Source organism: Kitasatospora aureofaciens (assembly GCF_019192735.1).
Classification (GTDB): domain Bacteria; phylum Actinomycetota; class Actinomycetes; order Streptomycetales; family Streptomycetaceae; genus Kitasatospora; species Kitasatospora aureofaciens_A.
In genome coordinates this window covers 95,731-112,176 of record NZ_JAHTKP010000010.1, presented here as the reverse complement: position 1 = coordinate 112,176, position 16,446 = coordinate 95,731, and the positions used below count along the sequence as shown (strand labels likewise).

Annotated in this window: 3 protein-coding genes; all 3 read left to right on the top strand. The window is 73.4% G+C overall.

Annotation, left to right across the window (positions count from 1 at the left end; translation table 11 throughout):
• The first annotated feature begins 18 nt into the window (after positions 1-18).
• The 3 genes from KV557_RS13335 to KV557_RS13325 all read left to right on the top strand — a co-directional run bounded on the left by KV557_RS13335 (position 19) and on the right by KV557_RS13325 (position 16,293).
• Entirely contained in the window at positions 19-1,278 is a 1,260-nt protein-coding gene (locus KV557_RS13335) for a cytochrome P450 (RefSeq protein WP_218200097.1), read from the top strand.
• Between the two features lie 263 nt (positions 1,279-1,541).
• Entirely contained in the window at positions 1,542-15,704 is a 14,163-nt protein-coding gene (locus KV557_RS13330; protein WP_218200096.1) for a non-ribosomal peptide synthetase, read from the top strand.
• A 91-nt stretch (positions 15,705-15,795) separates the two neighbouring features.
• Entirely contained in the window at positions 15,796-16,293 is a 498-nt protein-coding gene (locus tag KV557_RS13325) for a flavin reductase family protein (protein WP_218200095.1), read from the top strand.
• The last annotated feature ends 153 nt before the right edge of the window (positions 16,294-16,446 follow it).

Genomic DNA, 16,446 nt, shown 5'->3' with positions numbered 1-16,446 from the left:
GCGAGAAATGGTGGAGAAATGACCGTGCAGACAACCGGGACCCACAACGGGATCCCGGAGGAGATCTCGTCGGTGAACCTGGTGGACCCCAAGTCCTACCTTGAGAACGACATGGACGCGTACTGGCGCCGCATGCGGGCCGACCACCCCGTCCACTGGCACGCCGGCGACGGCAACCAGCCGGGCTTCTGGGTGGTCAGCCGGTACGCCGACGTCATGGCGCTGTACCGGGACGACAAGCGGCTCACCTCGGAGAAGGGCAACGTCCTGGTGACGCTGCTCGCAGGCGGCGACTCGGCGGCCGGCCAGATGCTGGCCGTGACGGACGGTCAGCGCCACAAGGACCTGCGCAACGTGATGCTCAAGGCGTTCTCGCCGCGAGCCCTCGCCAAGGTCACCGAGCTGGTCCGGGCCAACACCCGGGCGCTGATGGCCGACGCGGTGCGCCGCGGCACCGGGGACTTCGCGGCCGAGGTCGCCTCGGTGATCCCGATGACGACCGTCGGCGGACTGCTCGGGGTGCCGCAGAAGGACCACCCGTACCTGCTGGGCCTGACCAAGTCCTCGCTCAGCTCCGACGATGCGGACCAGGCGCCCGAGGAGGCCTTCCTCGCCCGCAACGAGATCCTGCTCTACTTCAGTGACCTGGTCGCCGACCGGCGGGAGAACCCGCAGGACGACGTCATCACCACGCTGACGCAGAGTGACATCAACGGTGTGCCGCTGACCGACCAGGACATCGTCTTCAACTGCTACAGCCTGATCCTGGGCGGGGACGAGACGAGCCGCCTCAGCATGATCGAGGCGCTGTACGCACTGAGCCGCGAACCCGAGCAGTGGCAGCGGCTCAAGAGCGGTGAGGTGACGCTCGAATCGGCCGTCGAGGAGATTCTGCGCTGGGCCTCGCCGGCCATGAACTTCGGCCGCCGGGCCCTGGTGGACTTCGAGGTGGCCGGCAGCACCGTGCGGTCCGGCGACGTGGTCACCTTGTGGAACATCTCTGCGAACCGGGACGACACGGTCTTCGAGGACCCGTTCAGGCTCGACCTCGCGCGCACCCCGAACAAGCACATCACCTTCGGATACGGTCCGCACTTCTGCCTCGGCGCCTACCTCGCCCGGGTCGAGGTGAAGGAGATGCTCGACGCGCTGCGCACCTTCAGCACCGGATTCGAGCTGACCGGTGAACCGCGCCGGATCCATTCCAACCTGATGACCGGGATGTCCTACCTGCCCGTCAGGTTCACCCCGGACGAGGCGGGTCTGGCCGCGGGCTGACGCGGACGCCCCAGGTGCCCGGTGCCCCGGAAGGGGCGCCGGGCACTGTTCTGCCCTGTGCCGGTGTACTCAATTCTTTGCACTGTCGTTGGCCTCCCGAGCATGCGCCCGGGAGGCTGTCAGCGACGAGTTCTCACCGGCCGACGGGCCCCAATTCCTTTTTCGATGTCGCGAATTCAGGCGGGCCGTTTCGTCCGGGCCCCGGGCTGATCGATCGAGTGTGGAGTGAGTGAATGTCTGACCCGCAGGGTGTGCGATTCCGCTTGACCGATGGGCAGCGGGGAATCTGGTACGCGGCGCAGGGGGACCCGGCCAATCCGGTCTTCAGCCTGTCGGAGCGGATCGACATCGCCGGCCCGGTGGACCCGGGGCTGTTCGAGGCCGCCGTGCGCCGCGTGGTCGCGGAGACCGAGGCGCTGCGCGCCCGCTTCGGCGCGGACGACGACGGCCCGTACCAGGTGGTCGCCCCGGAGCTCGACTGGCTGTTCCACGTCCTCGACCTCTCCGGCGAGCCGGACCCCGAGGCCGCGCTGCGCCGGTGGACCGACGAGGACCTCGCCCGGCCGGTCGACCTCGCCGCCGGCCCGCTGTTCACCTTCGCGCTCTTCCGGCTCGCCGAGGGCCGGTACGTCTGGTACCAGCGGCACCACCACATCGTCCTCGACGGACTGAGCGTCGGCCTGGTCGCCCGCCGGGTCGCCGCGCTCTACTCCGCCGCCGTGGCGGGCACCCCGGCTCCGCCGACCGCCGGACCCGGCCTGGGCGAGCTCGTCGCCGCCGACGCCGCGTACACCGAGTCCGAACAGTTCCAGCGGGACCGGCAGTTCTGGACCGACCGGCTCGCCGAGGGGCCCGACGTGGTCGGCCTGGCCGGGCAGCCCGCGGGCTACCCCGGCGCCCCGCTGCTGCGCGCCGTCCGCGAGATCGGGCCCGAGACGGTCGAGGCGATCCGCTCGCTCGCCCGGGAGACCGGCATGGCCTGGCCGACCCTCCTGGTCGCCGCCAAGGCCGTCTACCTGAGCCGGGTGTCCGGACAGGCCGACGTCGTGCTCGCCCTACCGGTCGCCGCGCGCCCCGGGGGCGACGCCGCGTCGGTGCCCGGGATGGTGTCGAACGTGGTGCCGCTGCGGCTGTCCGTCCGTTCCGGGGCGACGGTTGCGGAGCTGTTCCGGGACGTCGCCGGGCAGCTGCACGCCGCGCTCCGGCACCAGCGCTACCGGTACGAGGCGATGCGCCGGGACAGCGGTGCGCTCGTCGACGGCCGGCGCCTGGTGGGCCCGCGCGTCAACCTCGTCACGTTCGACTACGACCTCGACTTCGCCGGTCACCCGGGCGTCGTGCGGAACCTGACCATCGGCCACGACGACGACCTCACCCTGGTCGTCGACGCCCGCGCGGCGGGCGGCGCCCTGCGGATCGAGGTCAACGCCAACCCCGAGCTGTACTCCGCCGTCGAGGTCGAGCAGCACTGCGAGCGGCTCACCGCACTGATCCGGGCCCTCGGCGACGGCGGGCCGGAGCAGCTGGTCGGGCGCCTGGACGTCGCCACGGCGGAGGAGCGCCGCACCGTCCTCGTGGACTGGAACGGCGACGTGGCCCCCGCCGGGGACGCGACGCTCCCCGAACTGTTCCAGGCGCGCGTGACGGACGCCCCCGACGCCGTCGCCGTCTCGCTGGGCGAGGAGCGGCTGACCTACCGGGAGCTGAACGCCCGCGCCAACGCGCTGGCGCACCTGCTGGCGGACCGCGGCGCCGGGCCGGGCCGCTTCGTGGGGCTGGTGCTGCCGCGCTCGGTCGACCTGGTGGTGGCCCTGCTCGCGGTCGTCAAGACGGGCGCCGCCTACGTGCCGATCGACCCGACCTATCCGGCGGACCGGATCGCCTACACGATGGCCGACGTGGACCTCGCCCTGGCCGTCACCGAGGCCGGGGTGGAGGTGCCGGTCCCCGACGGTGTGGAGCAGGTCGTCCTCGGCAGCCGCGAGGTGACCGACCGGCTGGCCGAACTGCCGGACACCGATCCCACCGACGCCGAGCGCCGTGCCCCGCTGGTGCCGGAGGCCCCCGCCTACGTCATCTACACCTCGGGCTCCACCGGCCGGCCGAAGGGCGTGGTGGTCCCGCACCGCAACGTGGTCCGCCTGTTCAGTGCGACCGACCACTGGTTCGGCTTCGGCCCCGACGACGTGTGGACGCTCTTCCACTCCTACGCCTTCGACTTCTCCGTCTGGGAGCTGTGGGGGCCGCTGCTGCACGGCGGCCGGCTGGTCGTGGTGCCCCACGACGTCTCGCGCTCGCCCGAGGGGTTCCTGCGCCTGCTCGCCGACGAGCGGGTCACCGTCCTCAACCAGACGCCCTCGGCGTTCTACCAGCTCATCCACGCGGACCGGGAGAACCCGGAGACCGGCGACCGGCTGGCGCTGCGCTGCGTGGTGTTCGGCGGCGAGGCGCTGGACCTCGGGCGACTGACCGCCTGGTACGAGCGGCACGACGAGAACGCACCCCTGTTGGTCAACATGTACGGCATCACCGAGACCACCGTGCACGTCAGCTACCTGCCGCTCGGCCGCGAGCTCGCCACCTCCGGCGTGGGCAGCCTGATCGGCCGCGGCATCCCGGACCTGCACACCTACCTGCTCGACAGCGCCCTGCGGCCGGTGCCACCGGGCGTGGGCGGCGAGCTGTACATCGCGGGCGGCGGCGTCGCCCAGGGCTATCTGAAGCGGCCCGCCCTCAGCGCCTCCCGCTTCGTCGCCGACCCGTTCGCCGCCGACGGCACCCGGATGTACCGCACCGGCGACCTCGCGCGGTGGACCGCCGACGGCCGGCTCGAGTACCTCACCCGCGCCGACGACCAGGTGAAGATCCGCGGATTCCGGATCGAGACCGGCGAGATCGCCGCCGCGCTCTCGGCCTGCCCCGGCGTGGCGAACTGCGCGGTCGTCGCCCGTCCCGACCGGCAGGGTGAGAAGCGGCTGGTGGCCTATGTCGTCCCGCAAGACGGGACCGACGCCCCGGACCCGGCGCTGCTGCGCAAGCGGCTCGGCGAGACCCTGCCGGACTACATGGTCCCCGCCGCCTTCGTCGGGCTGGACCACCTCCCGCTCACCCCGAGCGGCAAGCTCGACGAACGGGCGCTGCCGGAACCGGAGTCGGCCGCCGGCCAGGGCGGGCGCGAGGCCCGTACCCCCAACGAGCTGGTGCTCGCCGCCCTGTTCGCCGAGGTGCTGGACACCCCGTCGGTCGGCGCGGACGACAACTTCTTCACCCTCGGCGGGCACTCGCTCTCCGCCACCCGGCTGGCGGGCCGGGCCCGCTCCGTGCTAGGGGTCGAGCTGGCCGTGCGCGACGTGTTCGAGCAGCCCACCGTGGCCGGACTCGCCGCGCGGCTCGACAGCGCCGCCGCGGCGCGCTCCGCGCTCGTGCCCGCCCAGCGACCCGACCCGATGCCGCTGTCGTTCGCCCAGCAGCGGCTGTGGTTCCTCGACCGCCTGGACGGCCCGAGCCCGACCTACAACATCCCGCTGGTCCTGCGACTGTCCGGCGACCTCGACGTCGAGGCCCTGCGCGCAGCCGTGCGCGACGTCGTGCTGCGCCACGAGAGCCTGCGGACGGTGTTCCCGGCCACTGCCGGTGTGCCGCGCCAGCACATCCTCACCGCCGACGAACTGCCGCCGGTGCTCACGGTGACCGAGACCGACGCCGGGCGGCTGCCCGCGGCGCTCACCGCCGCGGCCGGGCACGCCTTCGCCCTCGACTCGGAACTCCCGGTGTCCGCCGAGCTGTTCAGCACCGGCGGCGGCGAGTACGCGCTGTCCGTGGTGGTCCACCACATCGCCGGCGACGGCTGGTCGCTCGGCCCGCTGGTACGGGACCTGGCCACCGCCTACACCGCCCGCCACGGCGGCACCGCCCCGGACCGGGCTCCGCTGCCGGTGCAGTACGCCGACTACACCCTCTGGCAGCGGGCGCTGCTCGGCGACGAGTCGCGGGGCCGGAGCCCGATGGAGCAGCAACTGGCCTACTGGAAGCAGGCCCTGGCCGGCCTGCCCGAGGAGCTGGACCTGCCCGTCGACCGGCCGCGGCCGACCGTGGCCGGCCGCAACGGCGCCGTGCTGGACTGCGCGTTGAGCCCGGAGCTGCACCGGCAGGTGGTCGCGCTCGCCCGCTCCACCGGCGCGAGCGTCTTCATGGTCCTGCAGGCCGCCCTCGCCACGCTGCTGTCCGCGCTCGGCGCCGGGGACGACATCCCCGTCGGCAGCCCGATCGCCGGGCGCACCGACGAGGCGCTGGACGACCTGGTCGGCTTCTTCGTCAACAACCTGGTGCTGCGCACCGACACCTCCGGCCGCCCGGCGTTCACCGAACTGGTCGAGCGGGTGCGGCGGAACTCGCTCGCCGCGTACGCCCACCAGGACGTGCCGTTCGAGCGGCTGGTGGAGGTGCTCAACCCGGATCGCTCGCTGGGCCGGCATCCGCTCTTCCAGGTCCTGCTGAGCATGCAGGACCACCCCGACCGGGTGCTGGAGCTGCCCGGCGTCGACGCCGCGGTGGCCCCGGGCGACCTGGTGGTCGCCAAGTTCGACCTGCAGTTCGACTTCAGCGAGCACTTCGGCCAGGACGGTGCCCCCGCCGGGATCGGCGGTCAGGTGCTCTACAGCACGGACCTGTTCGACACCGAGACCGTGCGGCTGATGGTGTGGCGCCTGATCCGGGTGCTGGAGACCGTCACCGCCCGGCCGGAGACGAGCATCGCCGAGATCGATGTGCTCCAGCCCGCCGAGAGCGAGCGGCTGGCGGTCGAGTGGTCCGGCGCCGTTCGGGAGGTTCCCGCCCTCGCGGGCACCGTCCAGGCGCGCTTCGCCCGGCAGGCGGCGGCCACCCCGGAGGCCACCGCCCTGGTCGCGGCCGACGGCACCGCCGTCAGCTACCGCGAGCTGGACGAGCGGTCCAACCGGCTCGCGCACCGGTTGCGCGCGGCCGGCGTCGGCCCGGAGTCTCGGGTCGCCGTCCTCCAGCAGCGCTCGGTCGACCTGGTCGTGTCGCTGCTCGCGGTGCTCAAAGCGGGCGGCGCCTACGTGCCGCTCGACGCCCGCGCCCCGCAGAGCCGTTGGCAGGCCGTGGTCGAGCAGACCGAGGCGGCGGTGCTGCTGCTCGACCGCGCCCAGCCGGCCCGCGAGTTCACCCACCGGGCGGTCGAGCTGCTGGTCGACGAGGGCCTGGACGGCCACCCGGCGACGCCCCTCGCCGACGCCGGCCACCCCGAGCAGCTGGCGTACGTGATGTTCACCTCCGGCTCCACCGGCCGGCCCAAGGGGGTCGCGATCACCCACCGCGACCTGCTGGCCTTCGCGCTCGACGGCTGCTTCGCCGCCGAGGCGCACCGCCGGGTCCTGTTGCACGCCCCGCACGCGTTCGACGCGGCCAACTACGAGCTCTGGGTGCCGCTGCTCACCGGCGGCACGGTGGTCCTCGCCCCGCCGCACGACATGGACGTCGCCACCCTGCGGCGGTGCGTGGCCGAACACGGCATCACCGGCCTGCACCTGACCGCCGGGCTGTTCCGGGTCGTCGCGGAGAACGACCTGGACTGCCTGGCGGGCGTGCGCGAACTCCTGGCCGGCGGCGACGTCGTCCCCGGCAGCGCCGTGCGCGACCTGCTGACGCGGTTCCCCGGCCTGGTGTTCAAGGACACCTACGGGCCCACCGAGACCACCTCGTTCGCTACCTACCACCGCATCGCCGATCCCGGTGCCGTCCCCGACGCCGTGCCGATCGGCCGTCCGCTGGACAACATGCGCGCCTACGTCCTCGACGAGAGCCTGCGACGCGTCCCGCCGGGCACCGCCGGCGAGCTGTACCTCGCCGGGGAGGGCCTGGCCCGCGGCTACTGGCAGGCGCCCGGGCTCACCGCCGAGCGGTTCGTCGCCGATCCCTTCGGCCCCGCCGGCAGCCGGATGTACCGGGTCGGCGACCTCGCCCGCTGGAACGCCGACGGGCGGCTGGAGTTCGCCGGCCGGGCCGACGACCAGGTCAAGATCCGCGGCTTCCGGATCGAGCCGGCCGAGGTCGAGGCGGCCGTCGCCCGCCACCCGGGCGTCGGCTCGGCGGCCGTGGTCGTCCGCGAGGACCGTCCCGGCGACAAGCGGCTGGTCGCCTACGCCGTACCGGCCGCGGGACAGCGCATCGACCTCGCCGCCCTGCGCGCCGAGCTCGCCGCGGCGCTGCCCGACTACATGGTCCCCTCGGCCGTGCTGGCCCTGGACGCCCTCCCGCTGACTCCGAACGGTAAGCTCGACCGCCGGGCCCTGCCCGAGCCCGAGCAGGGCGGCGACGGGACGGGCAGGCCGCCGCGGACCCCGCAGGAGCAGGTGCTCTGCGGCCTGTTCGCGGAGGTCCTGGAGACGTCCTCGGTCTCGATCGACGACAGCTTCTTCGAGTTGGGCGGGCACTCCCTGCTCGCCACCCGGCTGGTGCTGCGCATCCAGACGGTGCTCGGGGTCGAGGTCGCGGTGCGCGCCCTGTTCGACACGCCGACCGTGGCCGACCTGGCCAAGCTGGTCGCCGAAGCCGGCGGCGCGCGCGTTGCGCTGGGGCCGGCCGAGCGTCCGGAGGTGATGCCGCTCGCGCTCCCGCAGCGAGGCCTGTGGTTCCTCAACCAGTTGGACACCACGAGCCCGACCTACAACCTCGGGGTGTCGCTGCGCTTCACCGGTCGGCTCGACCGCGAGGCGCTGTTCGCCGCGCTGCACGACGTCATCGCCCGGCACGAGAGCCTGCGCACCGTCTTCCCGGACAACGGCGGCGTGCCGTGCCAGCTCGTGCTGCCCGCCGACCGGGCGCACGCCGAGATACGGGTGTCCGAGGTGGACGAGGAGCACCTGGACGAGGCGCTGACGGCGGTGGCACGGCGTGGGTTCGACCTGGCCACCGAGCTGCCCGTCCGGGCCGACCTGCTCGTGCTGAGCCCGACCGAGCACGTCTTCCTGGTCGGGGTGCACCACATCGTGGCGGACGGCTGGTCGTTCAGCCCCCTGGTGGCCGATCTCGTCGCCGCCTACACCGCACGCCGCGCGGGCGTGGCGCCGGACTGGGCGCCGCTCCCGGTGCAGTACGCCGACTACACGCTGTGGCAGGCGCAGGTGCTGGGCAGCGCGGACGACCCGGACAGCCTGCTCTGCCGCCAGCTCGACCACTGGAAGCAGACCCTGGCGGGGCTGCCCGAGCAGCTCGAACTCCCCCTCGACCGGCCGCGGCCGGCCGTGCTGGGCACGCAAGGGGACCGGCTGCCGCTGCGGCTGAGCAGCGAGCTCCAGGCCGCCCTGACCGACATCGCCCGCAGCAGTGGCGCCAGCCTCTTCATGGTGGTGCAGGCGGCGCTCGCGGCGCTGCTGTCGCGCCTCGGTGCCGGAACGGACATCCCCATCGGCACCGCCATCGCGGGCCGCAACGACGAGTCCCTGGTGGACGGCGTGGGGTTCTTCGTCAACACCCTCGTCCTGCGCAACGACGTCTCCGGCGACCCGACGTTCCGTCAACTCCTCGACCGGGTACGCGAGACGGACCTTGCCGCGTACGCTCACCAGGAGGTTCCGTTCGACCTGCTGGTGGAGCGCCTGAGCCCGAACCGGACGCTCTCCCGGCACCCGCTGTTCCAGGTGATGCTGACCTTCGAGAACATCCCGGAACTGGACCTGCGGTTCCCCGGCCTGGACACCAGGCTGCACCCGGCCAACAACCTCACCGCCAAGTTCGACTTCGATATCGCCATCGGCGAGACCTTCGACGCGGCGGGCGCCCCGGCCGGCATGGAGGGAACGCTCTCCTACAACACCGAACTGTTCGACCGGGACACCATGGTGGCACTGTCCGAGCGACTCGTGCGCCTCCTGGAGGCCGTCGCGGCCGACCCCGCCCGGCCCGTGTCGCAGATCGACCTGCTATCGGCGGCCGAGCGCGAGACGATCCTGACCGACTGGCAGGGGACACTGAAGCCGGGCGATCCCCGCACCCTGGTCGAGCAGATCGCCGAGCACGCCCGGACGACTCCGGACGCGCCGGCCGTGAGCACGGTCACCGAGCGGCTCAGCTACGCGGAGCTGGCCTCCCGGGTGAACCGGACGGCCCGGGAACTGATCGCGCTGGGAGTCGGGCCGGAGCAGTTCGTGGCACTCGCGCTGAGCCGGTCGCTCAACACGGTCGTCGCGCCGCTGGCCGTCGCCGCCGCCGGAGGTGCGTACATCCCGCTCGACCCGCGCTACCCGGTGGACCGGATCGCGTACATGATCGAGAACGCCCGGGCCACGGTCGCGCTGGTGGACGAGACCACCGAGGCGCTCTTCGCCGGCACCGGCGTCCGGACGTACCGGATGGACTCCGCCGTGTTCGAGGCGGCGGTGCGGGCCCACCCGGACGCTCCGGTGACGGACGCCGACCGGATCGCACCGCTGCGTCCGCAGAACCCGATGTACATGATCTACACCTCGGGATCGACCGGCAGGCCCAAGGGCGTCGTGGTCGAGCACCACGCGCTGATCAACTACATCGCGACCTGCCGCACCACCTACTTCGGCCTCGACGGCCTGACGCTCACGCACACGCCGACGTCCTTCGACGGGTCGATCATCCCCCTCTACGCGCCGCTGGCCGCGGGCGGCCACGTGCACCTGGCCGAGCTGGAGCAGCACGAGGTCACCACCCGACTGCTGACCGAGCAGCGGATGACCCTCCTGCACGCCTCGCCCAGCCACCTGCCGTTCATCGCGGAGCTGCCGGCCGAGTACTGGCCGTCCGAGGAGCTGAGCCTGGGCGGGGAGGCGCTGCTCGGAGAGGCGCTGGCCGGATTCCGCGCGGCCAACCCGCACGTGGCGCTGCGCAACATGTACGGCCCCACCGAGGCGACCGTGGACGCCACGGACTACGTGATCGAGCCGGGCGAGGAGCTGCCGCAGGGCATCGTCCCGATCGGCCGGCCGCAGCCCAACATCCGGGTGTACATCCTCGACGAGCAGCTGCGGCCGGTGCCGCCGGGTGTGTACGGCGAGCTGTACATCGCGGGCGCCGGCCTGGCGCGCGGCTACTGGCAGCGCCCGGACATCACCGCGGAGCGGTTCGTCGCGGACCCGTTCGGCGCGCCCGGCACGCGGATGTACCGCAGCGGCGACCTGGCCAAGTGGCGGTCGGACGGTGCCGTCCTCTACGCGGGCCGGGCGGACGACCAGGTCCAGCTGCGCGGCTTCCGGATCGAACTCGGCGAGATCGACGCCCTGCTCACCGCGGTCCCCGGCGTCGCCCGCGGCGCGGTGGTCGTCCGCGAGGACTCGCCCGGCGACCAGCGGCTGGTTGGCTACGTCATGCCGGAGCCGGGCGCGACCGTGGCGCCGGCCGAGGTGCGGGCGGCCCTCGAACGGACCCTGCCCGACTACATGGTGCCCTCGGCCGTCGTCGTGCTGGAGCAGCTGCCGATCACGCCCGCCGGCAAGCTCGACCGCAAGATGCTGCCCGCTCCCGACTACGGCGCCGCAGCGCTCTCGCGCGCGCCGCGCACGCCCCAGGAGGAGGTCCTGGCCGCACTGTTCGCCGAGGTGCTGGGCGTCGCCTCGGTGGGCGTGGACGACAGCTTCTTCGACCTCGGCGGACACTCCCTGCTCGCCACCCGCCTGGTCAACCGGATCCGAGGGGCGCTGGCGGCGGAGCTGCCGGTGCGCGCCCTGTTCGAGGCGCCCACGGTCGCCACCCTGGCGGGCCGGCTGGAGGGCGCGGAACGGGCCAGGCCGCAGCTGCGGGCCGCGGAGCGTCCGCGGACGCTCCCGCTGTCCTTCGCCCAGCGCCGGCTGTGGTTCCTCAACCGCCTCCAGGGCCCGGCCGCGACGTACAACATCCCGTACGTCCTGCGGCTCGCCGGCCGGGTCGACCCGATCGCGCTGGAGGCGGCGCTCGGCGACGTGGTGGACCGCCACGAGAGCCTGCGCACGATCTTCCCCGAGGTGGACGGCCTGCCCCGCCAGGACGTGCTGGCGGCCGCCGACGCCCAGGTGCCGCTGAGCCTGGTGGACGCCACCGAGGCCACCCTGCCGGAGCTGCTCCGGTCGGCGGTCGGCCGCGGCTTCGATCTGGCCGTCCAGCTTCCGCTGCGGGCCACCCTGTTCGCCCTGGGCGAGGAGGAGTCCGTCCTGGCCCTGGTCGTCCACCACATCGCGGCCGACGGCTGGTCGCGGATGCCGCTGCTGCGCGACCTGTCGACCGCGTACGCCGCGCGGTGCGAGGGGCATGCCCCACAGTGGGTGGACCTGCCGGTCCAGTACGCGGACTACACGCTGTGGCAGCAGGACCTGCTGGGCAGCGAGGACGACGCGGACAGCCTCCTGTCGGGCCAGCTGGCCTACTGGAAGCAGGCCCTCGCGGGAATCCCCGACGAGCTGGTCCTGCCCACCGACCGGCCCCGCCCGGCGACGGCCGGCTACCGCGGCCGCACCCTGGACTGCTCGCTGAGCCCCGAACTCCACGAGCGGCTCGCCGCGCTGGCCCGCTCGCGCGGAGTCAGCCTGTTCATGGTGCTCCAGTCGGCGCTCGCCGTGCTGCTGACCCGACTGGGCGCGGGAGAGGACCTGCCGATCGGTACCCCGATCGCCGGGCGGACCGACGAGGGCGTGGAGGACCTGGTCGGGCTCTTCCTGAACACCCTGGTGCTGCGGACGGACACCTCCGGCGACCCGACGTTCGACCAGCTGCTGGACCGGGTGCGCCGGGTCTCCCTGGACGCGTACGCCAACCAGGACGTGCCGTTCGAGCGGCTGGTGGACGCGACCAGCCCGGAACGCTCGATGGCGCGGCACCCGCTGTTCCAGGTCATGCTGACCGTCCAGAACACGCCGGACGTCGAGGCCGCCATCGGCAACCTGGCCGTGCGCGAGGAGCTGGTCGACCTCGGGGTCGCCAAGTTCGACCTCAACTTCGCCTTCGGCCAGCGGGAGGACGGTTCGGGCAACGCGCAGGCCCTGCTCGGCGTGGTCGAGTACAGCACCGACCTGTTCGACGAGGCCACCGTCGAGGTGCTGACCCGGAGGCTGCAGCGGATCCTCGACGCCGTCTCGGCCGACCCCGGACTGAGGGTCAGCGAGATCGACGTGCTGTCGGCGGCCGAGCGCGAGCGCCTGCTGGTCGAGTGGAACGCCACCACCAGTCCGGTGCCCGAGCCGCACGTGCACGAGCTGTTCGCCGCCAAGGCGGCCCGCACGCCGCACGCCACCGCCGTCCTGTGCGGCGGCGTCGAACTGACCTACGCGCAGCTGGACGAGCGGGCCGACCGGCTCGCGGCCCTGCTGGCCGCCCGCGGCGCCGGCCCGGAGAGCCTGGTGGCCGTGGCGCTGCCGCGCTCGACCGACCTGGTCGTGGCGCTGTTGGCGGTCCTCAAGTCCGGCGCGGCGTACCTCCCGCTGGACCCGGAGCACCCGCAGGACCGGATCCGGTACACCCTGGAGGACGCCCGTCCGGCGCTCGCGCTGGTCACCTCGGAGACCTCCGCGGTCGTGTCCGGAGCGAACGTGCCGACGGTCGTGCTGGACGACCCGGCCACGCTCGCCGAGTCGGCGCGTCCGTCCGTCGCCCCGGCCGTCCGGTGCTCCCCGGACAGCCCCGCCTACGTGATCTACACCTCCGGCTCGACCGGGCGGCCGAAGGGCGTGATCGTTCCCCACCGCGGCCTGAGCAACTTCCTGGACGACATGGGCCGGCGCTTCGGACTCGGCGCGGACGACCGCCTGCTGGCGGTCACCACGGTGTCGTTCGACATTGCTGCACTGGAGCTCTACCTGCCGCTGCTCTCCGGCGCCGCGGTGGTGATCGCCGACCGGGACACCGTGCGGGACGCCGCCGCGCTGCTCCGGCTGGCGCAGGACGCCGGTGCTCGCATCGTCCAGGCGACGCCCTCGTTGTGGCAGGCGATGGTCACCGCCGCGCCGGAGCACGTGCGGGGCCTGCGGGCGCTGACGGGCGGCGAGGCGCTTCCCCCGGCCCTGGCGGAGACCCTGGGCGAGCTCGCCGAGTCGGTGACCAACCTGTACGGACCGACCGAGACCACGATCTGGTCGACGACGGCGGAACTCGCGAAGGACGGTGGCACACCCTCCATCGGCGGACCGATCGGCAACACCCGGGTCTACGTGCTCGACGGCCGGCTGCGGCCGGTGGCGCCGGGGGTCCCGGGCGAGCTGTACATCGCCGGGGCGGGCGTCGTCCGCGGCTACCACGACCGGGCCGGGCTGACCGCGGAGCGCTTCGTCGCCTGCCCGTTCGGCCTCCCCGGCGAACGCATGTACCGGACCGGGGACATCGTGCGCTGGAGCGCCGACGGGAAGCTCTACTTCTCCCGGCGCGCGGACCACCAGGTCAAGGTGCGCGGGTTCCGGATCGAGTTGGGCGAGATCGAGACGGTGCTCGCCCGGCACGACGCGGTCAGCCAGGCCGTCGCCGTCGCCCGTGCGGACAACGGCAGCGCCGCGCGCCTGGTGGCCTACCTGGTGCCCGCGCCGGGCCACAAGGCGCTGGACCCCGCCGAGTTGCGCACGTACCTGGCCGGTGAGCTGCCGGAGTACATGGTCCCCTCCGCGTTCGTGGTCCTGGACGCGCTGCCGCTGACTCCGAACGGCAAGATCGACCGGAAGGCGCTGCCGGCACCCGAGTTCCACACCGCCGCCGATTCGCGGGCGCCGCGCACGCCGGTCGAGGAGCGCCTCTGCGCGGTCTTCGCCGAGGTCCTGCGGCTGCCCACGGTCGGGATCGACGACAGCTTCTTCGAGCTGGGCGGCGACAGCATCGCCTCGATGCAGCTGGTCGCCCGGGCCAGGGCGGCGGGCGTCGTGTTCCGCCCCAACGACGTGTTCGAGCACCGGACGGTGGCCGGCCTGGCCGGTGTCGCCGAACTGCTGGAAGGCGCGTCGCCGCAGGGACTCGACATCGCCGTCGGGGACTTCGCGCCCACGCCGATCACGCACCGGCTGCGCGAGCGCGGGGACGAGATCGACGCCGTCAGCCAGTCGATGCTGGTCACGACGCCCGCGGAGCTGGACCTGACGGCGCTGACGGCACTGCTGCAGGCGGTGCACGACCGGCACGACGTGCTCCGGGCGCGGCTGGTCGAGGACGCCGAGGGCGGCCGGCTGCTGAGCGTCCCGCCCGCCGAGCAGGTGGATGTGACCGAGCGGATCCTCCGGGTCGACAGCGGCGCGGCGGAACAGGCCGAGCTGGTGGCGCTCATCGACCGTCACCTCGCCACGGCGGTCGGCCAACTCGCGCCCCGGGAAGGCAAGATGCTGCGCGCCGTCTGGTTCGCCGGTGGCGCCGGCCGACCGGGCCGGCTGCTGCTGGTCGCCCACCGCCTCGTGGTGGACGCGGTCTCCTGGCGGATCCTGCTGGGCGACCTCGCCGAGCTCTGGGCGGCGGCCGCGGCCGGGACTCAGCCGGAGCCGGCCGCAGGCACCTCGGCCCGCCGGTGGAGCGAGCGGCTGGCGGAGGAGGCGGCGAGCACCCGCCGCCAGGCCGAACTCCCCTTCTGGCGGGACGTACTGAGCGCGCCAGACGCCCAGCTCGGCGGCGTCCCGTTGGGCGCCGGCGAGGACCCGGGACGGGCCGGGAGGGCGTTCGTGACGCTTCCGGCCGAAACCACCGAACCCCTGCTCACCCGGCTTCCTGAGGTGTTCCACTGCGGTGTGGAGGAAGTGCTCCTGACCGCGCTCGCGCTGGCGGTCGTGGACCGCCGTCGCCGGACCGGCACGACGGCCACCTCGGTGCTGGTCGACGTCGAAGGACCCGGCCGCGACGACGGGGTTGCCGGCGCGGACGTCTCCCGCACCGTGGGGTGGCTCACCGCCGTGCACCCGGTGCGCCTGGACGTGGGCCCGGTGCACTGGGGCGAGTTGTGGTCGGGTGGTCCGGCCGTGGGCCGCGTGGTGAAACGCGTCAAGGAGCAGCTGCGTGCCGTGCCGGGCAACGGGCTCGGTTACGGGCTGCTGCGCCACCTCGACCAGGGGTCGGCCGCCGAACTGGCCGGCCTGCCGGTGCCGCGGATCGGGTTCGGCTACCAGGGCCGGATCGCGGTGGGCACCGGAGCCGGCGGCTGGGAGGTGGCGCCGGAGGCACTGGAGTTGGATCTGGCCGTCCACGGCGGTCCGGACCCGGTCCACGGCCTGGAGCTCGACGTCGTGGCCGTCGACCTTCCCACCGGTCCGGAGCTGCGCGCGACGCTGAGCTACCGGGAGCGCGTGCTCTCCGAGCGGGACGCGCGGGAGCTGGCGGAGGCGTGGCTGCGGGCGCTGGAGGCGCTGGCCGACCACGCGGCCGGGCCCGGGGCGGGCGGTCACACCGCCTCGGACGTCCCCCTCGCGGGTCTGGACCAGGCGGAGATCGAGTTGTTGGAGGGCGAGTGGTAGGCCCCGGCTGACCGGCGACGGTCAAGAAGCCACGCGGCGGCGGTGGGAATCAGCTCACCGCCGCCTCCCTCTCAGGAAACCGGAGGCATAGATGTCCGTCGTACCCGAGCAGTTCACCCGGGCCATGGCACGGGTGCCGGGCCCGGTGGTGGTGGCCACCACGGTCGACCGCGCCGGGCGCCGCTGGGGGTTCACCGCGAGCTCGTTCAGCTCCCTGTCGATCGCGCCGCCGCTCGTGCTGGTCTGCCTGGGCAAGTCCGCCAGTACTCATGCGGCCTTCGCCGGCGCAGACTTCTTCATGATCAACATATTGGCGGAGGAGCAGGCCGACATCGCGCGCTGCTTCGCCAGGTCCGGAGTGGACCGCTTCGCGGCCGGGGACACGCTGCCGATGGAGCTAGGACTTCCCGGTATTCCGAATGCGGCGGCGCGAGTGGCGTGCGCCATGGACCGCATCGTCGACGGTGGAGACCACTCCATCCTGATCGGCCGGGTCGAGGCCACCTTCGCCGGGGAGGACGCCCCGCTCGTCTACTGCGACCGCTCCTTCCAGCGACCGGTGGCGCTGGACGCGGCCAGGTACGTCTGAGACAAACCATGCTCCAGGCCGCTGCCACGGCCCTCACACCCGTGGCAGCGGCCTCTCCCGTTACCTGCGGACGGACCTCCTGCCGACGCCCCCGACCTGCTCGCCGCCGGCCTCCATGGTGGCCGTGCCGGTGGCCCCGGCAGCCCGACTGCC